Annotated in this window: 19 protein-coding genes; 4 read left to right on the top strand and 15 right to left on the bottom strand. The window is 58.4% G+C overall.

Going from position 1 to position 22,307, the window contains the following annotated elements:
* Positions 1-175: 175 nt before the first annotated feature.
* The 8 genes from ACQY1J_RS01980 to ACQY1J_RS01945 form a co-directional block, all read right to left on the bottom strand.
* Entirely contained in the window at positions 176-850 is a 675-nt protein-coding gene (locus ACQY1J_RS01980; RefSeq protein WP_062459961.1) for a response regulator, read from the bottom strand.
* A 40-nt stretch (positions 851-890) separates the two neighbouring features.
* Entirely contained in the window at positions 891-1,106 is a 216-nt protein-coding gene (locus ACQY1J_RS01975; RefSeq protein WP_430249910.1) for a hypothetical protein, read from the bottom strand.
* 3 nt (positions 1,107-1,109) lie between these two features.
* Entirely contained in the window at positions 1,110-2,180 is a 1,071-nt protein-coding gene (locus ACQY1J_RS01970) for an ABC transporter ATP-binding protein (RefSeq protein WP_430249908.1), read from the bottom strand.
* Entirely contained in the window at positions 2,177-3,004 is an 828-nt protein-coding gene (locus ACQY1J_RS01965) for a carbohydrate ABC transporter permease (protein WP_062577842.1), read from the bottom strand. Before ACQY1J_RS01965 ends, ACQY1J_RS01970 begins: the two co-directional genes overlap by 4 nt.
* Positions 3,001-3,903 carry a carbohydrate ABC transporter permease gene (locus ACQY1J_RS01960; RefSeq protein WP_430249906.1) on the bottom strand — a complete coding sequence of 301 codons (903 nt, stop codon included), beginning with the start codon at positions 3,901-3,903 and terminating at the stop codon, positions 3,001-3,003. Before ACQY1J_RS01960 ends, ACQY1J_RS01965 begins: the two co-directional genes overlap by 4 nt.
* Positions 3,904-4,021: 118 nt before the next feature.
* Positions 4,022-5,257, bottom strand: a complete 1,236-nt coding sequence (locus ACQY1J_RS01955; RefSeq protein WP_430249904.1) for an ABC transporter substrate-binding protein — start codon at positions 5,255-5,257, stop codon at positions 4,022-4,024.
* A 78-nt stretch (positions 5,258-5,335) separates the two neighbouring features.
* Positions 5,336-6,202: a sugar phosphate isomerase/epimerase family protein gene (locus ACQY1J_RS01950; RefSeq protein ID WP_430249998.1), complete on the bottom strand. Its 867-nt coding sequence runs from the start codon at positions 6,200-6,202 to the stop codon at positions 5,336-5,338.
* 50 nt (positions 6,203-6,252) lie between these two features.
* Positions 6,253-7,287: a Gfo/Idh/MocA family protein gene (locus ACQY1J_RS01945; RefSeq protein WP_430249996.1), complete on the bottom strand. Its 1,035-nt coding sequence runs from the start codon at positions 7,285-7,287 to the stop codon at positions 6,253-6,255.
* 133 nt (positions 7,288-7,420) lie between these two features.
* Between ACQY1J_RS01945 and ACQY1J_RS01940 the strand changes: the two genes are divergently transcribed.
* Complete coding sequence (locus ACQY1J_RS01940) at positions 7,421-8,437, top strand: LacI family DNA-binding transcriptional regulator (protein ID WP_062577848.1); 1,017 nt, start codon at positions 7,421-7,423, stop codon at positions 8,435-8,437.
* An 85-nt stretch (positions 8,438-8,522) separates the two neighbouring features.
* On the opposite strand, the gene ACQY1J_RS01935 is transcribed toward ACQY1J_RS01940, so the two are convergent.
* Complete coding sequence (locus tag ACQY1J_RS01935; protein ID WP_430249902.1) at positions 8,523-10,373, bottom strand: heavy metal translocating P-type ATPase; 1,851 nt, start codon at positions 10,371-10,373, stop codon at positions 8,523-8,525.
* Positions 10,374-10,675: 302 nt separating this feature from the next.
* Positions 10,676-11,506, bottom strand: a complete 831-nt coding sequence (locus ACQY1J_RS01930) for a universal stress protein (protein WP_092662899.1) — start codon at positions 11,504-11,506, stop codon at positions 10,676-10,678.
* 250 nt (positions 11,507-11,756) lie between these two features.
* On the opposite strand from ACQY1J_RS01930, the gene ACQY1J_RS01925 reads away from it, so the two are divergent.
* On the top strand, positions 11,757-12,458 hold the full coding sequence (locus tag ACQY1J_RS01925) for a CBS domain-containing protein (protein ID WP_430249900.1): 702 nt from the start codon (positions 11,757-11,759) through the stop codon (positions 12,456-12,458).
* A gap of 131 nt (positions 12,459-12,589) precedes the next feature.
* Here ACQY1J_RS01925 and ACQY1J_RS01920 read toward each other — a convergent pair whose 3' ends face one another.
* From ACQY1J_RS01920 to ACQY1J_RS01900, 5 genes are all read right to left on the bottom strand, one after another.
* The gene (locus ACQY1J_RS01920; RefSeq protein ID WP_430249994.1) at positions 12,590-13,237 is read right to left on the bottom strand and encodes a CBS domain-containing protein; all 648 of its coding nucleotides are present in this window, start codon (positions 13,235-13,237) and stop codon (positions 12,590-12,592) included.
* A gap of 156 nt (positions 13,238-13,393) precedes the next feature.
* A complete protein-coding gene (locus tag ACQY1J_RS01915; protein WP_082476380.1) occupies positions 13,394-13,753 on the bottom strand; it encodes a TraR/DksA family transcriptional regulator in 360 nt (119 codons plus the stop codon).
* Positions 13,754-13,896: 143 nt separating this feature from the next.
* A complete protein-coding gene (locus tag ACQY1J_RS01910) occupies positions 13,897-16,302 on the bottom strand; it encodes a phosphoketolase family protein (RefSeq protein ID WP_430249898.1) in 2,406 nt (801 codons plus the stop codon).
* Between the two features lie 73 nt (positions 16,303-16,375).
* On the bottom strand, positions 16,376-17,572 hold the full coding sequence (locus ACQY1J_RS01905) for an acetate/propionate family kinase (protein WP_430249897.1): 1,197 nt from the start codon (positions 17,570-17,572) through the stop codon (positions 16,376-16,378).
* A 938-nt stretch (positions 17,573-18,510) separates the two neighbouring features.
* Positions 18,511-19,251, bottom strand: a complete 741-nt coding sequence (locus ACQY1J_RS01900) for a response regulator (RefSeq protein ID WP_430249895.1) — start codon at positions 19,249-19,251, stop codon at positions 18,511-18,513.
* Positions 19,252-19,362: 111 nt separating this feature from the next.
* Between ACQY1J_RS01900 and ACQY1J_RS01895 the strand changes: the two genes are divergently transcribed.
* Positions 19,363-20,115: a helix-turn-helix domain-containing protein gene (locus tag ACQY1J_RS01895; protein WP_082471767.1), complete on the top strand. Its 753-nt coding sequence runs from the start codon at positions 19,363-19,365 to the stop codon at positions 20,113-20,115.
* Between the two features lie 21 nt (positions 20,116-20,136).
* Entirely contained in the window at positions 20,137-22,053 is a 1,917-nt protein-coding gene (locus tag ACQY1J_RS01890) for a PAS domain S-box protein (protein ID WP_430249893.1), read from the top strand.
* The last annotated feature ends 254 nt before the right edge of the window (positions 22,054-22,307 follow it).

The raw sequence follows: 22,307 nt of genomic DNA, 5'->3' as shown, positions 1-22,307 counted from the left end.
CTGGAGCTCAACGCCGCTCAGTTCATAGACCGCGGGAGGCAGGGGCGGGCCGATCTGGCGGGCCAGGATGCAAAGGACGATGATGACAGGTTGCAGCGCCAGGTACAGCAGCAGCCAGCCGATCCTGCCACGCGGTCGAGCCATCCTTCCAACTTGGTGAGCGGCAGCTTTCATCCTAAAGCTTTATCAAGCCCTGCTGCAAGGCTTCGAATACGGCCTCACCGCGGGTATTCACCTCGAGCTTGCGATAGATGTTCTTTATATAGCCGGGAACGGTCTGGCGTGAAATACCCAGATAATCCGCGATGTCGGCGTAGCTGAAACCCTTTGCGATGCCCCAGAGAATGTCGATTTCGCGCGCTGTCAGCTTGGCGGTATTCAAGTCCGTCCCGACGACGGGATCCTTGACGCCTTGGGTCCGTTTGACGATGAAACGGGCTATCGAGGCCGAGATTGGCGAGTGGCCCCGCATAAGATCGCGCACCGTGTCGGCGATGTCGGTCAGCAGAGCGTCCTTCAGCAGATAGCCGTTGGCACCGAGTAAAATAGCCGAAATGACGCTTTCTTCATCGCCCAGGATGGAGATGACCAAGATCTCGGTGGTCTGGCTATGCTGCCGGACGTCGCGGATCAGGTCCATGCCATGGCCATCGGGTAGCTGGAGGTCAGTCAGAAGCACATCAGGGTAACCAGACCCCAGCACTTGGCGCGCCTCCGAGAGCGTTCCCGCCTGAAGAACCGAAAATGCGGAAGCGTCGGACAGGCCGTCAGCGATACGCTGACGTGTTGGTCCATCGTCCTCGACGATGACAACGGATATAGGTCCGGCTCTCTCCGTTTGGGTGTTCAAGATAACACTCGCTTTCAGGCCTCGGCTTGGCCAGAAAGGATTATTGAGCAAATTCCCAAACCGCGCCAGCCATGAACATGGGGGTGTGGCGGGTCAGAATTGGCGGACCGCAAAGGGAAAATGCGGAGAAGAAAGCCGCAGCGGAAAAGACATCGGTGCCAGCTGCGCTCAGCAAAACCGGCCAGAGCGATTTCTGCAAGCCGTCGGACGCGGCCATCCGGCTCAAGCGCACGGTTACGCTTGTCGCCACAGGCATCAATCATTCAATCCGACTGTCCGTTTCCGCATCGAACAGATGAATGTGTTCCTGCTGGAAATTCAATCCGACGGTTTGACCGCCGGTTATTGGAACTCGTCCATTTACGACGACGACACATTCGGGCGTCGTTGCCGTTGTGACGAAGGTCGTTGACCCTGTCGACTCGACCAAGGCCACTGGTGCTTCCAACAAACCCTTGCCGTCTTCGGCGATGGTAAGATGTTCGGGCCGCAGACCGACGACAAGATTTCGATTGGCCGGAATGGTTCTGTCGAGACCGATCGTCTGTGGCCGGCCAAGATCCAGAATGAGGCTTTTTCCATCCGGTCCAGTCGTTGCCGGAATGAAATTCATGGCCGGCGATCCTATAAATCCGGCAACGAAACGGTTGACCGGTCGGTCATAGAGTTCAAGCGGCCGGCCCTGTTGCTCGATCACGCCGTGGCGCATGACCACGACGTGATCAGCCATTGTCATCGCTTCGATCTGGTCGTGCGTGACATAGACCGAGGTCGCGCCAAGCCGGTCATGCAGTGCCCTGATTTCCTTGCGCATATGGACACGCAGGGCGGCGTCGAGGTTGGACAGTGGCTCATCAAACAGAAAGGCCTTGGGATTGCGGATAATGGCCCGGCTCATCGCGACACGCTGTCGCTGTCCGCCCGAGAGTTCGCGGGGATAGCGATGCAGCAGGTCCGACAGGCCGGTAATGGCGGCCACGTCCTCTGCCGCCTTTTTCGCTTCCGCCTTCTTGGTGCCGCGAATGCGCAGGCTATAAGTGAGGTTTTCCTCAACCGTCATATGCGGGTAGAGCGCATAGGACTGGAACACCATGGCCAGATCCCGCTTGCGGGGTGGTACGTTGTTCATGCGGTCGCCGGCAATAACCAGGTTTCCTTCGGAGATCGATTCAAGCCCTGCGAGGGCGCGCAGAAGCGTTGATTTGCCACATCCGGACGGTCCCACCAGGGCGACGAAAGCGCCTTTGCGAATGGTGAGGTCGATGTTCTTCAGCGCGTGATAGGCACCGTAATATTTGTTGACGCCCGACAATTCGATTTGATTGGTCATTTGAGAGCTCCCGATGTGAGGCCGGAAACGATGCGGCGCTGCAGAAGGACGAAGATGGCAAGGATCGGGGTTACGTACATCGTTGCGTACGCCATGATGTTGTTCCATTCGCTGGTGTTTGGACCCATGAACGAGTTGAGACCGACACTTGCGGGCTGCAATTCGATGTTCTGGATCATCGACTTCGAATAGACGAACTCGCCGAATGCCTGCATGAAGATGAGGATGGCGCTGACAAGGATACCGTTGCGGGCAAGCGGGAGCACGATGTTGAAGAAGGCACCGATGCGCGAATTGCCATCGACCAATGCGGCCTCCTCAAGCTCCATCGGCACAGCCATGAATGTCGCCCGCACCAGCACCACGAAGAACGGCATGCTCTTTGCCGCTATCGCCAGGATGACGGCAAAGCGCGGGTAGTCCAGCAAACCGACTTGGGAGAACCCGACGAAGATCGGCGTGATCATCAGCGATGCGGGCAGAACCTGCAGCATCAGAATGAGGAACAGGCCCACATCCACCCAGCGGTTGCGGTACCGCGCCAGTACATAGGCACAGCCGGTACCGAGAACGGCGATGAGCGCCACCGATCCAAAGGCGATCAGCGTTGAGTTCCAAAGGTAGCGCCCCATGTTCCGGCTTTCCCAGACATACGCGAAGGTGCTCCACTGCGCTGTCGATGGCCAGAAGCTGGGCGGGGTGGCAAACATCTCAGAGCCCGTTTTGAGAGCCGTGACGTACATCCAGTAGAGCGGAAACAGGTAGATCGCCGCCATGATGATGGCGATGGCGAGCATCAGGCGGTTTCGGTTGGTTTCAGTCATCCGCGCACCTCATGACGGGTCGAGCGCACATAGACGATAGCCGCAAACATCACGAACACAGTCATGATGACCGAGATCGTGGCACCTTTGCCAAAGTCGTATTGCCGGAAGGAGAGGTCCCAGGCCCAGTATTGGGCGACATTGGATGAGTTGTTCGGCCCGCCATCCGTGATTGCCGCGAACAGATCGAACTGTTGCAGTGTGAAGATAAGCCCGAGCGAAATGATCGCACCGATGGTGGAGCGCATCATGGGCAATGTGATGGTCCAGAAGCGCTGCCAGGCGTTTGCACCGTCCAGCTCGGCTGCTTCATAGAGATCGCCGGGTATGGCGGAAAGACCGACGGACAGAAGGATCATATTGAACGATGTACCAAGCCAGATATTGGCGAGCACGACCGCCCAGAGCGAGAAATTGGGGTCTGAGCGCCAGAAGATATTGCTGTCAATCAGGCCGCTTTCACGCAGAAAGAAGTTCAGGACGCCGAAATCTCCCGAGAGTATCCAGTTCCAGATCGCACCGACGACCAGACCCGGCATGACCCATGAAACCAGAAACAGTCCACGAAGCCACGATGATCCCGGAAAGTTGACCCAGAAAAACAGGGCGAGGCCAAACCCGATGAGAAACTGGCCGGCAATCGAGCCGACCACGAAGATAACGGTGTTGTAGAGGATAGGCAGGGTTTCAGGCTGTTTGAAAAGGTCGATGTAATTCTTGAAGCCGACGAATGGCCTGATGATGCTTCCCAGACTGAACATGTCCACTTCCTGAAAGCTCATCAGGATATTGTAGATCAAGGGCAATCCCGCGAGAAGAAACAGGAAGCCAAAGGGAATTGCGACGAGCCCGATGTCGAAGCCGCGGCCATCCGTGATGCTGGAAAGTATCCTTTTCATGGAAACCCCATAAGAGCCGGTGTGGAGCTGTCCCCTCTTGACGAACGAGACAGCTCCTTCCGGGAGGAAAAGGTGGATGGCAAGAATGCCATCGGCTCCTGAGAAAGGCAGTCTTGCCTCAGCCTTCGATAAGCTTGATCTTCTCGGCAGCCTGATCGAGCGCGGCCTTAGGCTCCATCTGTCCGGTCAGCGCCGCCTGGACGGCATCCTGAATTGCCTTGGAAATCTTCGGCCATTCTGGCGAAGGGCCGCGTGGCTTGGCATATTTCAGCTGTTCCACGAAGGTCTTGAGGGCCGCATCCTTGAGCGCATTTCCGGTCGGCGGGATCGACAGGTCGGAACGGGCAGGGATCTGGCCGAAATCCTTGTACATGGTGACGTCTTTGGAGGCGAAGAACTCAAGCGCCTTGAACGCCTCTTCCTGATGTTTGGTGTTGGAGAAAATCGCCCAGTTGTAGTCGCCCATAGCGGAAGAGCGCTCGGCACCTTCCTGCGGCACCGGCAAGAGCGCGGTTCCCCAGTCAAACTTGGCATCGGTCACCATGCGGTCGATTTCCCAAGGTCCGGATATCGCCATCGCCGCATTGCCCGCATTGAAGGTTGCCGTGGAATCCCACTGGCTGCGCGTCAACGTGTCCGGAGATGTCATTTTGCCGTCGAGCAATTGCTTCCAGATCGTCAGCGCCCGGACAGCCCCATCACTGTTGATGGACTTGTAGGTGGCGCCGCCCATCTGTGCCCAGGGCAGGAACTGGAACGTGCCTTCCTCATTGGCTTTGGCCGAGAAGGTGATGCCGTAAACATTCTTGGATGGGTCGGTCAGCTTCTTGGCGGTCTCGAGCAACTCGTCCCAGGTCTGCGGCGGCTTTTCCGGATCCAGACCCGCGGCCTTGAACAGGTCCTTGTTGTAATAAAGCGCGATCGTATTGGTCGCTTTCGGCACGCCGTAATATTTTCCGTCCCAGGTGGCGGAGGCGAGCGGGCCGGGGAAGTAGTTTTCCGGCTTGATCGTGCTTGAACCGGCAATCATGTCGGTAAGGTCCAGAAATGCCTTGCGGGACGCAAACATGGCATGATTTGGGTTGTCGATTGCGATAATGTCAGGTGCTTTACCGGTCGAATAGGCTCGCATCGCCTCGCTGACCACATCGTCGAACTGAATCTGGCGATATTCGATCTGGATGCCGTTCTTCTGGGCGTTGAATTCCTTGATGAGATTGGGGGCGGGCTGAATGTCGCGGTCGAGCGACCATAGCGTGAGCTTAACGTCTTCTGCCTGAGCGCTGAGCGCAAAAAGCGATGCAGTTGCTGCAAACGCCGTAGCGATGGCGATCGTATATGTTCGGATACCCATTTTGTCCTCCTTTGTGGTTCTCCGGAATGCACTTTCGCGCGGCGCGGCCTCCTCCTTGCCGCGCCAACATTGAACGATCTAAACCGGGTCGACGACGAAATCGCCGCCGCGCGCCTGTTTCAGGTGATTGAGACCGCGAACCTGTCCGGTCATCTCCAGCCCATCCCGATAGACCGGGTCGTGCCAGCCTTCGATGTCGATGGAGCCGGACCAGCCCGCCAGTCGCAGCTCGGAGATGATGTCCGTCCAGTTGCTGTCGCCGAAACCGGGTGTGCGCATCAAAACGAACGGATGTTTGCCGAAAATGCCATGTTCGCGAATGACGTCCCACCGAATGGTCGCATCCTTGCCGTGGACGTGAAAGATCTTCGAAGCCCATTTGCGGATCTGCGGCAGTGGGTCGATGAGGTAGACCATCTGATGGCAGGGTTCCCACTCAAGCCCGATATTGTCATCGGGGGTCTCGTTGAACATCAGCTCCCAGGCATCCGGATTGTGAGCGATATTCCAGTCGCCCGTCGCCCAGTTGCCGTCCATGGCGCAGTTCTCAAAAGCGATTTTCACACCCTTGTCCGCCGCCCGCTTGGCCAGCTCACTCCAAATCTGCTTGTAACGTGGAAGGCTGTCGGGCAGGGGCTTGTTGCGGATGCGGCCAGTAAAGCCGGCAACGCACGTCGCTCCAAAATGGTGGGCGTTGTCGATGCAATCCTTCCAACCCTGCAACGTCTGAAGGTCCATGTCGGTCTCTTCGAGCGGGTTACCGAACATGCCAAGTGTCGACATCGTAATGTCGCGATCTCCAATCGCCTCGCGGCAGCGCTTGCCGAGCTCGGCAATGTCCTGACCATTGGTCGTCTGCCAGAAAAAGGGCTCGAAACTTTCAAACCCCATGTCGGCGATCTGCGAAATGCGTTCTGCAGCCTGCCCCTTCGAGGCGCTGACCATGGTGCCGATGCGAATGAATTTTTCCTGCTGGTTGATCAATGTCACGGTCCCTATGCTGAAATGTCGACGGATTGGCCCGACTTGGCGCTTTCGATGGCGCCAAGCACCATGGCCAGACTTTTGATATTGTCGTGGTTGACTGTTTCGGGTTCGCGCCCGGTGCTGATGGCATCGAGGAAATCGGCGATCACGCTGGCGTGGCCGTGGGTTTCCTCGTCTCTGGCAGGGGCAGGGACGTCGATTGACGTAAAGCCCGGGAGGAGGCCGGGTTCGTTCCCGGCAACGGCAGCCCTAAACGTGTCTTCGCCATCCCAGGTCAGCATGCCTTTCGAGCCGACAATGCGCCACGCGCTTTCCCAGCTGGTGCGCTCGCCTTCGGCACACCAGGAACCTCGATAGGTAAAGACCACATCGTCCGAGAAACGGAAAATCGCATTGGCCGCAGCGCCATGGGCGTACCATGAGCCGGCCGGATTGGTTTCAACACAATAGACCGAGAGGGGCGCCTTGCCGGACACGAAACGCGCTGCATCAAACGTATGGATCGCCATGTCGAGGAGCAGGACATTCTCCATCTCTTCTCGAAAGCCACCGAAATGTGGGCCGAGGAAGAAATCGGAATGAATGCCCGTGACCTCGCCGATCGCGCCGCTTTCGACCAGACGACGCATGCGGCGGACGCCTGCAATGAAACGTCGGTTCTGAACGACGGCATGAATACGACCCGCTGCGCTGGCGGCACGGCGCAGATCCTGTGCTTCCTCCATGGAGGTTGCCATCGGCTTTTCGCTTAAGACGTGGCAGCCATGGGCCAGACCGGCCCTTACCACCGAATGGCGAGCGTTGGGGATGACGACATCCAACAGGATGTCTGGCTTGGTCTCCGCGAGAACAACTTCCAGATCCGTCCCGATAACCGCTTGTAGAAGATTGAATTCGGTTGCAAGCGCCTCAGCTGTCGCTCGGTCGAGATCAACGAGGCCAACGATTTCTATGGCATCTTTGATGTGGGGCGTGTCCCGCACCGCCCGGAGCCAGCCTTTGGCCATAGCTCCGCATCCACACAAAACAGCATTGTATGTCACTGGTATCCTCCTCCTTACGGAAATCGAAACTCCTCTTCCGATTTTCCGTAAACGTTTACGGTAGTATGGACAGGAGCCAGAATTTGTCAATATTGTTTTGGGCGACGCATTCGGGTCCGCGGAAAGGCAGTTCATGAAGGGCATTCGCCAGCTGGCAAATTATCTAGATATATCAATAGGAACTGTGTCCCGCGCCTTGAACGGAAAGGCGGACGTGAATGAAGAGACGCGGCGCCGGGTTCTCGAAGCGGCCACCAGACTGGGCTATGTCGCCAACCAGTCGGGGCGTTCTCTGCGCAAGGGGTCGACAGGCGTCATCGGCTTCATGATGCAGACGGGACCCGAAATTACCGGCCAGGGCGACACGTTCTTTATGAGTGTCTTTGACGGCGTGCAAACCGTCCTTGCCCGTCACAAGCTCGATCTCGTCGCGCTGCTGTGTTCATCCGACCAAGACCCGGACGCCTATCTTCAGCGCGTCGTCGCGCGTGGCTTCGCGGATGCTGTCATTCTCTCTGCCACCCGTCTCCACGATGCGCGTTTTGAACTGCTCGCTCGCCACAATATTCCCTTCATCACCTTGGGGCGAAGCCAGACCGATGTCGGCCAGCCTTGGATCGATCTGGATTTCGAGGGCATGGCGGAGGTCGCCATCGAGCGGCTTGTGAAAAGCGGTCACCGGCACATCGGCCTGATCTGGCCGAATGGTGATCTGAACCTCGGCCATCTGTTCGTTCACCGATCCCAGGAGGTTCTTGCCCGGCACAATCTGTCGCTTTCGCCGGAGCACATTTTTCGTGCCACGCCGAGCGAAACGGGTGGCTATGGCGTGGCTCGTCAGATCATGGACTGCGAAACCCGTCCGACGGCTGTTGTCCTTGTCAACGAGACGTTGGTGACCGGGCTCTACCGTGGGCTGGAAGAGGTCGGGCTGATGCCCGGCAAGGACATCGCCATCATCGGGCGGCAGAGCCCGCAGGCCCAGTTTCTCAAACCAAGCCTGACCTGCTTCAGTCTTTCTCTTCGCGATCTCGGCATAAGCCTTGCCGAGGGTCTGTTATCTGTCATGCCGGAATACAAGCTGCACTACCCTGATGCCGTCAAACGTTTGGTATGGCCCATGGACCTGATTGAAGGTGAGAGCAGCTGAGAACTGCCGCCTCTGTAGATCGGGTCGTCGATCCAAGCCAAACCAAGCAGTGGCGGTAGAATAGACAGGCGCGACGCCAATCGCGTTATGACAGACGCGAGGCGGAAGGTCGGATTCTCAGGGCACGCAGGGCGTTGAGGATGACGGCGATATCGATGATCTCCTGAAACAGTGCACCTTGCACCGGCGTCAAATACCCCGCTGCGGCGAGGACCATCGCGCCCACCGATAGACCGATGCCCGCAAAAACACTCTGTAGCGCGATCCGTCGACAGGCGTGCGCAATCGCGATGCCCTCCACAATCCTGTCGAGCCTCTCGACCAACAGAACCGCATCGGCCGACTCGATGGCGGCAGCTGAGCCATGCGCACCCATGGCAAGTCCGATATTCGCTGCAGCAAGGGCAGGCGCGTCATTCACGCCATCGCCGATCATCATCACCGGCGCGCGTGTCTTTTCATCCTTGACGATGTCGATCTTTTGGCCTGGCGAGAGGTCGGCTCTGACCTCATCGAAAGGCAGGCCGGCGGTGATTTGGCGTGCGACGATCGCGCGGTCGCCCGTGGCCAGAATGATCCGCGTTACCCCAATTGCCTTGAAACCGTTCAACGCCGAAGCAGCTCCCGCCCTCAGTTGATCCGAAAACAACAAGATGCCGGCAAATTTCCCGTCGATCGCGACCGCTGCGGCGATGGTTCCCGGTGTGTGTGCGTCGTTGATTTCAACGCCGTAGGCCGAGGCGATGAAGTTGATGCCACCGATGGCAACCTTTCTGTCGCCAACCGTCCCAGCAATTCCTTCGCCGGGTTCCTCCCTCACCTGTTCCGGCGAAACAAGGCTCAAGTTCCGGGCATGCGCTGCATCAACCAGCGCCTTGGCGGCCACGTGGCTCGATGCCTGATCGAGCGAGGCGACGAGGCGCAGAAACTCGTCCTCCGGCCAAGATGTAGAAATTTCTCGCAGGGTCGGTCTGCCATCGGTCAGCGTCCCTGTCTTGTCGAGCACCAGCGTCCGGATCATGCTTAGCTCTTCAAGGATTTTTGCCCCCTTGATCAGAAGACCGGAGCTTGCCGCCCTTGAGACACCAGCAGCCCAAGCGATCGGTACGGCGAGGATGAGTGGGCAGGGTGTTGCGACCACGAGGACAGCGACGGACCTGACGGGATCCCCGGAAATCCACCAAGCCAGCAAAGCGATTGCGATTGTGACGGTCAGGAAGACCAACGCATACCGGTCTGCCATGCGGGCCATCGGCGCCTTGCTCTGCTGGGCCGCCTCAACAAGCTTCAAGATGCCCGCATAGGTACTGTCGGAGGCTGCTTTTGTGGCGGTCATATTAAAGAGGTCACCGACATTGGCGGCCCCGCTCATGACGATATCGCCCGGGCGTTTCTTGGCAGGCAGCGGTTCGCCTGTCAGTGCGGACTCGTCAAGAACAGCCTCCCCGTCGTTCACGGTACCGTCGACCGGCACCAGATCGCCACGCCGAACAACAAGGCAGTCGCCAACTGCTATGGAATCGACTGACACTTCCTCCATCTGGCTTTCACGGCGCCTCGTTGCCACATGAGGTGCACGCGAAAGAAGCGCGGTCATCTCGCGTCGGGCTCTGCCCTCGGCGACATTCTCGAGATATTGACCGCCGGAATACATCAAGGCCACGATCGTCGCCGCAAGGTATTCGCCAAAAAGTAGGGCTCCGCCCATTGAGAGAAGCGCGATGACATCCAAACCGATTTCACCGGCGCCAATCCGCGCGATGATCTGGGCAACGAGGGCGACCATGACGAGGCCGGTCGCAAGCGCCAGCGATGTGACATAGAGATCCTGAAATCCGCCGTGCCAGGCGATCAATCCAATTGTCAGCCCGATGATCGGGGCCGCGACGAGAAGGGGCCGTAACGGCCGGAGCCAGTGTTCCAGGGGCATAGTCATCCTCGTCTTCAAGCGCCTGTTGTTAAGGCAGGGGACCGTCACCGGGATCCGCTACCAGGGACCGATCGCATGATCAGGATTGCAATCTTAAGAGTGCGGTATTCCCACCCCGGTTGCCGCCGAGACGATTTGTATAGGATCGACCGGGTCAGCGACGCGGGAACGTGCTGGACGGACCAAGCCCTGAACCACGAGAACCATCGGCCGCGCGACGGCCGTGAGGCCGTCAACGCGCCGGACGGAACGAGAGGCCCGACCGCAGCCGATGCCCCTAAGGTTCGGAGACTGTGCGTGACAGCCGCTCATCGGGCCATGAATATCGGAAAATCCGAAGATTCCAGCAAGGTTGCCGTCACACCGCCGAAGATACGTTCATGCAGCCGCGAATGGCCGTAGGCTCCCATGACGATCATGTCGCAGCCGGTCTCCAATGCATGCTGCGTGAGAATGTCCTCCGTTGCTCGGCCGCCGCTCGCCAGCTGTTCGACGACAACCTTGATGCCATGTCGCGAGAGAAATGCGGCAACGTCTGCGCCAGGCTCGCCCCCGTTTTTGAAGTAGGCACCATCCGGATCGACGAGAACGACATGCACGGCATCGGCTCGTTTCAGAATATCCAGTGCGTCCTTGGCGGCTGTTGCGGATTCCGCTCTGGAATTCCAGGCGAGAAGAACATTTTTGGGCGGAAAAGTGATGTTGCCCTTGGAAGGGATCAGCAGGATCGGCGTGCGGGCGTCAAAGGCTGCCGCCGAGACCACAAGACGTCGCAACCCTCTTTCGCGCCGGACGCTGTTGCCGAGAATGACGAGGTCGGCATACATGGCGCGCACGCCGATATTGCTCTGAAGGATGAAATTGTCGTCGTAAAAGTGATCGATATCAAAGGAAATGGCGCTCTGGCTGCACAGCGCCTCGGCGGCCGTCTTGACGTTGACCAGCGCCTTTATCTCTTCCTGCCGTTGCTCAAGCCAGGCGGTCCCCACGGGGTAGTCGGACGTGATCGGCTGCAACGCCGTGCCGATGACCATGATCGAAAGATGCGCGTCTGACTCAATTGTCAGCTCGATGGCCTTGGCAATATCGGCGTTGGCGCCGTGTTCACCGACGACAGCAAGAATAGTTTTGAACGACATGGTTGGCTCCATCCATTTCAGAGGTTTTGGATGAAGCAAGCCTAGAAGCCTCGGAAGAGATGGCGATGATCTTTGTCAATCGATGGGTACGAAAGCGCTTTCGGGAGACCGAACAGGACCATTATCTTCAGACCGGCCTCTTCGCACGCGCGTTGCCCGGACTGGGGCGCTCGAAGCGGTGATCGTTGATGAAGATCAAGGACGGCCCCAGCCGCGGGTTTAACCTCCCCACAACGAGGGAGAAAAAACCATGCAGACCGTGCGATCAATCATGACGGCAGATCCGATTTCTGTTCACCCAGACGCCAAGATCTGGGAGGCGGCCAACACCATGTTGGATTGCGGGTTCAGCGGTCTGCCGGTGATCGATAATGACGAGCAGGTACTGGGCGTGATCAGTGAAAGCGATTTCCTGCGACGCGGGGAGCTTCGGTCGCAGGCTTCGCCCGGGATGTGGCGTAGGCTGTTTTCGTCACGCGGTGCGTTGGCGGAGGATTACGCGAAAGCTTTCGGGAAAGAGGTGAGCGAAGTCATGTCCTCGCCGGCGATCACGGTCGAGCCATGGATAACCGTCGAAGATGCCGCGAACCTGATGGGCGATCGCGGCATCAAACGCCTGCCGGTTGTCGAAAATAACAAGCTTGTCGGCATCGTCACGCGAGCCGACATCATGCGCACCCTGATCCGACAGATGTCAGCGTCCGCCGTCGATCGGATCGACGCGGATATCAAAGCCGGACTTGAGGCTGAATATGACCGGCAACGCTGGGCTGACACCATCATGGTGGCCGTCGACGCGACTGTGGTCACACTGGAAGGCAGGGTACTGGATGCACGCGAGAAGACGGCTGCGCGGGTCGCGGCTGAGAACACTCTGGGTGTCACCAAGGTGATCGATCAGGTTCTGGTTGTCGGACTACCGGAGATGCCAGTCTCACCTCCAGGATTTTGAGCCGAACAGTGCCTGCGCAGGCGGACCGTACGAAATCGCTCGCGCATGGTCGTCTTCGTTTTGAGGGGCGGTCGCCGCCTACGCCTGCCTATTTGGACAACCGAAAGGCGTTGGACAAGGCAAACGTCGCGTCAGTGGTCCAGTGTCTCAACGCAGTTGGTTTCGAAAATCAGGCCGGCTACACCAGCAACGCTTTCTGCGACGACTTGCATGGCACGCCTTTGCGCAGGCGAGGGGACAGGGCCGAAGATCTCGACGATCGAATTCCTGACCTCAACTGTAAGTCGCTCTGGCTCGAGGCCGAGCTCCGAGCGCAGCCGCGTCAAAACTGCAAGCCGCAACGCGACATCTCCTTTTGCCACCGCATCGCGGTTTGCAGTCACGGCCCGTATGATATCGCTCCGACTGATGATCCCCACGAGCCTTTCCGACTGAAGAACGGGCAACCGTTTGATACCATGCGTCCTGACAAGCGCTGCAACATCCGCAAGCGATTGTTGTGGCGAGACGGAGATAACGTCCTTTGTCATGGAATCTGCCACGGTGGTGCCGTGCGCTCGCACGTAATTTTCGAAGAAACTATCGTCAGGGTCTTTCGGTGGAGACTGCGGGCCGAGATTGAAGGCGCTCCGACTCAAGAGATCGCCTTCCGTCAGCATCCCGACGACTTGACCATCGTCGCTGATCACCGGCAGACCGCTGACCTTGTGATCGAGCATCAGCTGGATCGCATGTTTGATACTCGTGTTCGCCGACACGCAGATCGGCCTCTGTGTCATGAAGTCCCTGACCAACATCAAACAATCCTCTCGCAGCTTTTATTCACTTTGACAGATGCGATGCTGGAGACCTTTGATCTTTCGCAACGCAAGGCGCCCGAGACGCAGCCACTGCCAGAATTCACGCCTTCGCCCGTAACGCCGCCATAGGGCGGTCTAGAGATGCTGAAGCGCGTGTGCGCAGGATTGGCAGAACGGCGTGTGCGGGACGACGTCGAGACGTTGGTCGCTGATGGCATTGCCGCATTTGGCGCAGATACCGAAAGTGCCTTCCTTTACCCGGTGAAGGGCGGCCTCGATCGCCAACAGCTCCGTTTGCCCCGCCTCGCCGAGCTCATCCAGAACCTCGTCGTTGTTGCGTTCGACCGCACGATCGTCGTCGTCGCGATTACGAGGTTGTTCAAAGTCATGCTCGATTTTTTCGAGGCGTGTTTGCAGATACTGCTGTCGTTGGAGGAGGATCGCCTTGAACTTCGTCTCGCGCTGCTGCCGCTGCTCAAATGAGAATGTCGTCATCGTGTCCCCGAGTTTTGAGTGTGAGACCGGATAGTCTTCCACTCGCAGGAAAGGGCATTGATCGTGGTCAAGGGGACTTGGTGCTTCCGCTCAAAGCAGCGCGAGCGTGATAGGTCGGGCTGCTTCGTTTGATGTCCGGCCTCTTATCCGACCGTCTTGGAGGCTTTCCATTTCCAGTCGCGAATTTCCGGCATGTCCTCGCCATGTTCGCGGACATAGCGTGTGTGTTCCGCCAGCTTGTCCTCAAGCCTCGCGATCACGCTGCCTGCCTTGTCCTTCAAACCGGGTACGCGTTCGATCGCCTCGATCGCGAGATGGAAGCGATCGAGTTCGTTCAGCACCGTCATGTCGAATGGAGTTGTCGTCGTCCCTTCTTCGATGAAGCCTCGAACATGGATGTTCTGGTGGTTGGTGCGTTTGTAGGTCAGCCGGTGGATGAGGTAGGGGTAACCGTGATAGGCGAAGATCACCGGCCTGTCGGTGGTGAACAGACCGTCGAACATCTCGTCTGAGAGACCATGGGGATGCTGGTCCTGCGATTGCAGGGCGAGCAGGTCGACGACATTGACGACGCGGATGCTGAGTTCCGGGATCGCGTCCCGCAGCAGGCAAACCGCCGCCAGCGTCTCGAGCGTCGGCACGTCACCGGCGCAGGCCATCACCACGTCGGGTTCGACCGCACCGTCCTCGTTGCCAGCCCAGTCCCAGATGCCGATGCCGGCCTCGCAATGCCGGATCGCTTCGTCCATAGTCAGCCATTGCGGTTCAGGTTGCTTGCCGGCAACGATCACGTTGACGCGGTCCCAGGTCTTCAGGCAGTGATCGCCGATCCACAACAGAGTATTGGCATCCGGCGGCAGGTAGATGCGTACGATATCCGCCTTCTTGTTGGCAACGAGATCGAGGAAGCCCGGGTCCTGGTGGGAAAAGCCGTTATGGTCCTGCCGCCAGACATGCGAGGTGAGCAGGTAGTTGAGCGAAGAGACTGGCTTGCGCCATGGCAGTTCACTCGACACTTTCAGCCACTTGGCGTGCTGGTTGAACATCGAATCGATGATGTGGATGAAGGCCTCGTAGCAGGAGAAGAGGCCATGCCTGCCGGTCAGCAGATAACCTTCCAGCCAGCCCTGGCAGAGATGCTCTGAAAGCACCTCCATCACCCGGCCGTCGCGGGACAGATGCACGTCGTAGGGCTCGATCTTCTCCATCCAGACGCGGTCGGTGACCTCAAAGACATTGCCGAGCCGGTTCGATTCCGTTTCGTCCGGACCAAAGATGCGGAAGTTCGAATTCGCGTCGTTGCGCTTCATTACGTCGCGCAGATACTTCCCGAGGATCTCCGTCGTCTGCACCATGTCGGCGCCCCGCGTCCTTACGGGAACCGCATAGTCGCGGATGTCGGGGACGATGAGTTCCTTGCGCAAAAGGCCGCCATTGGCGTGGGGGTTGGCACCCATGCGGCGTTCGCCGCCGGGCGAAAGCGCCCGCAATTCCTCCTTCAGCCGGCCGTTGGCGTCGAACAGATCGTCCGGATTGTAGCTCCGCATCCAGTCCTCAAGGACCTTGCGATGCTCGTCGTCCTCGCGGCAGCCGGAGACCGGCACCTGGTGCGCGCGCCAGAAACCCTCGACCTTCTTGCCGTCGACTTCCTTTGGTCCCGTCCAGCCCTTTGGGCTGCGAAACACGATCATCGGCCAGCGTGGGAAGCCTTCGGACACCGTACCGTCGCGGGCTTCGGCCTGTATCGTGCGGATGCGATCGAAAACCGTCTCGAATGCCGCAGCCATCTGCCGGTGCATATCGGCAGGCTCATGGCCCTCCACGAAAAACGGTTCGTAGCCGTGTCCGCGGAAAAGGTGCTCGATGTCTTCGTCGGCCATGCGGCCGAGAAGCGTTGGGTTGGCGATCTTGTAGCCGTTCAGATGCAGGATCGGCAGCACCGCACCGTCGCGGGCGGGGTTCAGGAACTTGTTCGACTGCCAGCTTGCGGAAAGCGGTCCGGTCTCTGCCTCGCCATCGCCGACGACGCAGGCGACGATGAGGTTGGGATTGTCGAAGGCTGCGCCATAGGCATGCACCAGAGCGTAGCCGAGTTCGCCGCCTTCATGGATCGAGCCCGGGGTTTCCGGGGCCGCATGGCTCGGAATGCCGCCAGGGAAGGAAAACTGCTGGAACAGTTTCCGCATACCTTCGGCATCCTCGGAGATGTCCGGATAGATTTCGCTATAGGTGCCCTCGAGATAGGTGCTCGCCACCATGCCGGGACCGCCATGGCCGGGTCCGCAGACATAGATCATGCTGAGATCGCGGTTGCGGATCATCCGGTTGAGATGCGCATAGATGAAGTTGAGGCCGGGCGTCGTGCCCCAGTGGCCGAGCAACCGTGCCTTGATATGCTCCGGCTTCAAGGGCTCCTTTAACAGTGGGTTGTCGAGAAGATAAATCTGCCCGACGGAGAGATAGTTTGCCGCCCGCCAATAGCGGTCGATGAGCGTCAGCTCCTCGGTGCTGATCTCGGGCGTGACGGGCAGGTTGTTACGTAGCTGCATCTTCTTGCTCCTTCGAAAGGGCGAGTGATCGAAAATTACTGTCGTGACTGGGAGCGACGCCTCCGGGGTGTCGTCAGGTGGCGGGATGTTCCCTCGCGCGAAAAACGGACAGGCACTCCTCTGCGATCATCTGTTCTTCATCCGTAGCGATGACATGAAGGGCAACGCGGCTTGCCGCGGTGCTGATCGTGAGTGCGTTGTTTTGATTGGCCGAACCGTCCAGCTCTACGCCCAGCCACAAAAGCTGGTCTGTAATACGCCTGCGGATCTCCGGTTGGTTCTCGCCAATGCCGGCGGTGAAGACGAGGCCGTCGAGCCCGCCGAGCGTGGATGCAAGCCTCCCGACCTCGCCGGCGATCCTCAGTGTGAAGAGATTGATTGCCTCCCGCGCTTCTTCACTGTCGTTCTCCAGGAGCTCGCGCGTATCGCCGCTAAGGCCTGAGACACCCAGCAGGCCGGACTTGTGGTAGAGCATGTCCTCCACGTCTTCGACCGACTTGCCGAGCGGCCCCAGAAAATGCAGCAGCACACCGGGATCAAGCCAGCCGGGTCGCGTTGCCATCGGGATTCCGTCCAGCGTCGAAAAGCCCATGCTGGAATCGCGGCTGAGACCGTTTTCGATGGCGCAGAGGCTGGCGCCGCTGCCCAGATGGGCGATGATGACCTTGCCGTCCGCAATACCGGGCGCCTTGGCGGCCAGTGCACCGGCGACGTAGCGATAGGACAGTCCATGGAAGCCGTACCGCTTGATACCCTCGTCATGATAGGCGCGCGGAATTGCGAGACGCCGCACGAGGTCGGACTGTGTCGCATGGAAAGTCGTATCGAAGGAACCGGTCTGGAACAAATCAGGGCGCAGGTGCCGGACGGCTTCGATCATCCGCAGCGCCTGGGGCTGATGGAGTGGCGCAAGTGCCGTCAACGACCGAACCTTCGCAGCAGTCGCGGTCGTCAGTTCCACGGGACCGTCGAAGACGTCGCCGCCATGGACGATGCGGTGACCGGCGGAGGTGACGGCGTCGAGATCGAAATGGGCACTCAGTTCCCCGAACACCTTGTCCATCAGGCCGGCAAGATCGTCGCCGGAAGCGCCTTCCAGCGACAGTTCGAACTGCGCCGGACCTTCCTTCAGATGCAGCGACACGGGGTCGCTTGCAAAATCGACCACGGCTTTGCCGATCCGCTCAGGCCTTTCACCGTCCACTCTGAAGATGCCGATTTTCACGGATGAAGATCCGGCATTGAAGGTGAGGAGAAGCTTGTCCGTCATAAAGGCGTCCTTGTTTCACGTCCTCTTGCAGCCCGCGGCTCGACACGGCGCTGTAATGGCAATCATTCAGTAGTCCCGCGACCGCATGGCTGGGCTCTTTGGGGCCGCGTGTTCAAAACGGTCGTTCTCGGTGGCTCGCCTCCGGTAACTCTTTCACCCGGAATGGTGCGGCTCTCATTGATAAAGCGCAATGCAACGGGGCGTTGATCGTTGAGCCATTGCGGGTCAGGTGTTTGTGGCGCAGCAGATGTTGGCAGAGGACCAGTTGAAGACCGTCGCCTGATTTCCGAGCAGGCATGCCTTCCAGGTTCATCGGGCGAATGGATAAGCACATCCTTGCGCTCTCCTTCGATCCTCAGGCTACGCGCTGAAGAAGGCGCTTCAGCGTCCATATTGCGTCTTTCTTCACCCGCGCTGACCCTTCGACATCTGCAGTCGTTGCGTTGACCGCCGTCAATGCAGGCTCAGCCGGTCCACCAAAGATTATCGGTGCAACGGGGGGATGGAGATGGATGCGGACTATACGGTCAGTGCACTTCGAGCCTCGGACGTTGCTCGTGCTTACGCAATTGTGCGGCATCTCTTTCCGAACATTGATCTTGCCGAGTGGCAGGCAGCGACTTCCACAGAAGACCTCCGGAGAAATTGGCTTACTGTAATCGACCCGGCAGGGGTTGTCCGCGGGATTTCCCTGGTATTTGTCAGCCCGCAAAGTGGCTTGAGCAAACAGCTGGAAGTTCCTGTTCTCGCGTCCGTAAGTCTCCTCAATGAGCACAGCGTGGCAGGGCGCTTGTTGGAGTATGCGAAACACCGCGCTGCAGAGGAAGGATGCAATCGCATCCACGTCTGGCCCGTCGCCAAAACCGACCACTGGCTTCTGGGCGACACCTCGACTTTCAAGGTACCGCGGGCCGGTTTAACGTATGACCTATCGCCCTCTAAGCAACCTTCGCCACGCTGACGCGTGCGGCGAACATGTAGCCGACGCCCCGGATGGAGCGAATGATTTGCGGCTGTTTGGGGTCGATCTCCACCTTGCGCCGGATCCGGACGATTTGAGCGTCGATTGCCCGATCGTAGGCATCGAGATGACGCCCTTTTGTTTCCTCTAGCAAGAAATCTCGCGACAGCACGCGTCCTGGATGGGCCACAAAGGCAGCAAGAAGGTCGTATTCGCCTGTTGTCAGATGGATACCTTCGCCCTCCGCTGATGACAGCTCGCGTCGCGTAAGGTTCAGAGCCCAGCGGTCGAAATGGACGATCTTGTCGGTCTCTTCCTGCTCGGAAGGTTGCACGTTTCGCCGGCGCAGAATGGCTTTCAGCCTGGCGTGCAGCTCCCTGAGGTTAAACGGCTTCGCGAGATAGTCGTCGGCGCCCATCTCAAGCCCGATGATCCGGTCCACAACGTCATTTCGACCGGTCAGCATGATGATCGGGGTATCGGACGCCGCTCGCACCTCCCGAACAAGATCAAAACCATCGGCCCCTCCGGGCAAAGAGACGTCCAGCAGGATGAGATCGACCTGTGTGTGCGCAAGTTGCAGGCGCATCTCCTCACCGTCCTTGGCCTCGCTGGTTAAATAACCCTCTTCGTTGAGATATCGCTTCAACATTTGAGTGATCCTCACATCATCATCGACGATGAGGATGTGAGCTGTCGCAGGATTTTGCCGCGCCATTATCCCCTCCTGTTACAATGTGTTACGCAATTCCATAGATTGTCACGGAAACAGCATCCGCCCGTCACGCCACGCGAGTCAACTGCGCGCATCGAGATTGGAGGCACGGTTATGCTCAGTACAACTCAGAATTATGAAAGTGGGACGACTGCTCTTCACGCAGTCCATCACCAAACCAGCCTTCACAGCCTGTTCTGCAAGCAGCCGTTTGAACATTTGACAGCGGGAAAAGCGCTTTTCTTTGAGAGCGACGATGCGGTCGATGTTTTCGAAATTCTCGAAGGTACGTTGAGAATTTTTCGGATCATCGCCGACGGACGGCGGGTGATTACCGGCTTCCTCTATCCAAACGATATCGTCGGCATCTCGCTTGGCGGGCGTTATCTCTACAGTGCCGAGGCGGTGACGTCTGTAACCCTGAGGCGATTGTCACGACGCCGGTTCGATGCAGCGGTGACCGAGAGTGATCACTTGCGCCCACAGCTCTTCGCTCTGGTCTCCGACGAGATGGCGGCAGCGCAGGATCAGATGGTGCTCCTGTCATCCAAGAACGCGGAGGAACGCCTTTGTTCCTTTCTGCTGGCGACACTCCGGCGCCAAGCGGCTTCCTCAGGCAACCGGACCACGCTGGAGCTTCCCATGGGGAGGCAGGACATAGCCGATTACCTTGGACTGACAATCGAAACAGTCTCGCGCACCATGACAAAGCTCATCGGCAAGGGTGCCATCCAAATCGACGGTGTGGCGGCTCGAAACGCGATAACGATCTGCCGTCCGGTTCTGCTTGCGCAGATGGCCGGAGATGAAGATGATCGTTCCCGCGAGCCCCGGTTAACGATCGTCCGCGGGGGACGGTCCCACTGAGCGTGCGATCATGGGAAAGCTATGTCATATAGAGGCAGTCGAGATGAGCTCGAACGACAGCTTTCTGCTGTTACAGGCTTGCTGGATGCGGCAAACATCATTGTTCACGGAACGGATGGTATCATCCGCAGCTGGACTGCAGGATGCGAAAACCTTTACGGATGGTCACGCATCGAGGCCGTTGGCCAAGAGGTTCACGAGCTTCTTAGCACGCAGTTCCCTGAATCTGTTGAAGAGCAAAGAAACCGGTTCTTGGCTGCGCAGTCTTGGAGCGGCGAAGTCATCCATCACCACAAGGATGGCCGCCCTCTCTTCATTGCGACCCACTGGGTTCTTCTGTCGCCGCTGGGCTCGGCCGAGCAGGTCGTGGTCCAGACAAACAACGATGTCACGGCCATGAAAGTGATGCAGGAAACCGTCGCCGAGCGCGAGGCCCACCAGCTTTCTATCCTGGATACCGTTCCTGACGGGATGGTCGTCATTGATGAAGCGGGCATCATCTCGTCGTTCAGCGCGGCTGCGGAACGGCTGTTCGGATACAAGGCAGCAGAAGTCTGCGGACTGAATGTCAAGGTTTTGATGCCCGACCCCGACCGAGCGGCGCACGATAGCTATATTTCCAATTACCTGACGACCGGCGAACGGCGCATCATCGGATATGGCCGGGTTGTGACCGGACGACGCAAGGACGGCTCGACCTTTCCGATGGAGCTTTCGGTGGGCGAAGCAGCAACCCGCAACAAGCGGATCTTTACGGGCTTCATCCGGGACCTGACGAGCCGACACAAGATAGAGGAAGAACTGCGCCAATCGCAGAAGATGGAGGCAATCGGCCAGCTGACCGGCGGTTTGGCTCACGATTTCAACAATCTTCTGACCGTGGTCAGCGGCAATCTGGAAATGATTGACAACAAGCTTGAGGATCCAAAGCTTCGAGTGCTCCTGCGTGAGGCGCAAAGCGCGGCAGATGACGGTGCCAAACTGACGAGCCAGCTTCTCGCATTCGGACGGCGTCAAAGCCTCAATCCGAGAACGGTGGACATAGGGCAACTCGTCGGCGGCTTTTCGGACCTGTTGCGCAGAACCCTTGGAGAAGCCGTTGAGCTTCGCACGGTTATATCAGGCGCGGCCATCGAGGCTTCGGTCGATGGATCGCAGCTTCAGAATGCCATCCTGAACTTGGCGATAAATGCGCGCGACGCTATGCCAAAAGGCGGAAGGCTGACGATCGATATCTCCAGCGTCAAACTCGATGCTGACTACGCGAAAACCTATCCGTCGGTAAGGACTGGTGACTTTGTCTTGATCTCAGTAACGGACACGGGTTCGGGAATGACGGCCGAGGTTCGCGAAAAGGCTTTTGACCCGTTCTTCACAACGAAGGGCCTTGGTGCCGGGACAGGTCTGGGTTTGAGTATGGTCTACGGTTTTGCCAAGCAATCCGGTGGAAACATCCAGCTCTACAGCGAGCCCGGGCAGGGAACGAGCGTCCGGCTCTTTCTGCCTTCCGCCCGGTCAAAAGCTGACGAAGAGATCACGCATTTCGACACGGCAGAAACCGCTCCGTTGCCCCGAGGCCGGGAAAAGCTTTTGGTCGTCGAAGACGATCCGAGGGTACGTCGAGTGGTGGTCGCACGGCTTGCAGACCTCGGCTACCAAATCATCGAAGCAGCAACTGGAATTCAGGCGCTCGAACTTCTCCAAAAGCACGATGACATCTCGCTCCTCTTTACCGACATCGTCATGCCAGGCGGCATGACAGGCAACGAGCTTGCGGATCAAGTGAGGATGGCAAAGCCGACGATAAAGGTTCTGTTCACGTCCGGATACGCCGAGCCAACCATCGCAGGTAAAGAACTGGCTCAGTCAGGACGATGGTTGCGGAAACCACATACTGCTCGGGAGCTCGCGACGGTCTTACGCGAACTTTTGGATTGACTCCCCTGAACACGGCGTCTGTTTTTCTTCTGCTTTCGCATACGCTTTGAATGATCGGTCTTTCACCCCGTGTAACTCTATCCGTGACCGCAACGGCTCGCGCGGATGAACCTTTCCACGGTGACCGGCACGGTGTTCGGGCCGTCCGGAACGGACCGTCGTGGCGGCTGGGTCTCTCTACCTGATGCAGTCGCAAAACGCTTCGAGACCGCGTCATGGCAGCGGAGGCAGGCGTTGGGAAATGACCCTGACCG

Origin of the sequence: Neorhizobium sp. DAR64860/K0K1, assembly GCF_050500205.1 — a bacterium.
Classification (GTDB): Bacteria; Pseudomonadota; Alphaproteobacteria; order Rhizobiales; family Rhizobiaceae; genus Neorhizobium; species Neorhizobium soli.
This window is presented reverse-complemented; position numbering and strand designations above follow the sequence as displayed.

Excerpts from the sequence above, each read along its gene's own strand:
- ACQY1J_RS01975 (WP_430249910.1), bottom strand. The coding sequence starts at position 1,106 with ATGCCTGTGGCGACAAGCGTAACCGTGCGCTTGAGCCGGATGGCCGCG.
- ACQY1J_RS01970 (WP_430249908.1), bottom strand. The coding sequence starts at position 2,180 with ATGACCAATCAAATCGAATTGTCGGGCGTCAACAAATATTACGGTGCC.
- ACQY1J_RS01965 (WP_062577842.1), bottom strand. The coding sequence starts at position 3,004 with ATGACTGAAACCAACCGAAACCGCCTGATGCTCGCCATCGCCATCATC.
- ACQY1J_RS01960 (WP_430249906.1), bottom strand. The coding sequence starts at position 3,903 with ATGAAAAGGATACTTTCCAGCATCACGGATGGCCGCGGCTTCGACATC.
- ACQY1J_RS01955 (WP_430249904.1), bottom strand. The coding sequence starts at position 5,257 with ATGGGTATCCGAACATATACGATCGCCATCGCTACGGCGTTTGCAGCA.
- ACQY1J_RS01950 (WP_430249998.1), bottom strand. The coding sequence starts at position 6,202 with ATGGTCAGCGCCTCGAAGGGGCAGGCTGCAGAACGCATTTCGCAGATC.
- ACQY1J_RS01940 (WP_062577848.1), top strand. The coding sequence starts at position 7,421 with ATGAAGGGCATTCGCCAGCTGGCAAATTATCTAGATATATCAATAGGA.
- ACQY1J_RS01935 (WP_430249902.1), bottom strand. The coding sequence starts at position 10,373 with ATGACTATGCCCCTGGAACACTGGCTCCGGCCGTTACGGCCCCTTCTC.
- ACQY1J_RS01930 (WP_092662899.1), bottom strand. The coding sequence starts at position 11,506 with ATGTCGTTCAAAACTATTCTTGCTGTCGTCGGTGAACACGGCGCCAAC.
- ACQY1J_RS01925 (WP_430249900.1), top strand. The coding sequence starts at position 11,757 with ATGCAGACCGTGCGATCAATCATGACGGCAGATCCGATTTCTGTTCAC.
- ACQY1J_RS01920 (WP_430249994.1), bottom strand. The coding sequence starts at position 13,237 with ATGACACAGAGGCCGATCTGCGTGTCGGCGAACACGAGTATCAAACAT.
- ACQY1J_RS01915 (WP_082476380.1), bottom strand. The coding sequence starts at position 13,753 with ATGACGACATTCTCATTTGAGCAGCGGCAGCAGCGCGAGACGAAGTTC.
- ACQY1J_RS01910 (WP_430249898.1), bottom strand. The coding sequence starts at position 16,302 with ATGCAGCTACGTAACAACCTGCCCGTCACGCCCGAGATCAGCACCGAG.
- ACQY1J_RS01905 (WP_430249897.1), bottom strand. The coding sequence starts at position 17,572 with ATGACGGACAAGCTTCTCCTCACCTTCAATGCCGGATCTTCATCCGTG.
- ACQY1J_RS01900 (WP_430249895.1), bottom strand. The coding sequence starts at position 19,251 with ATGGCGCGGCAAAATCCTGCGACAGCTCACATCCTCATCGTCGATGAT.
- ACQY1J_RS01895 (WP_082471767.1), top strand. The coding sequence starts at position 19,363 with ATGCTCAGTACAACTCAGAATTATGAAAGTGGGACGACTGCTCTTCAC.
- ACQY1J_RS01890 (WP_430249893.1), top strand. The coding sequence starts at position 20,137 with ATGTCATATAGAGGCAGTCGAGATGAGCTCGAACGACAGCTTTCTGCT.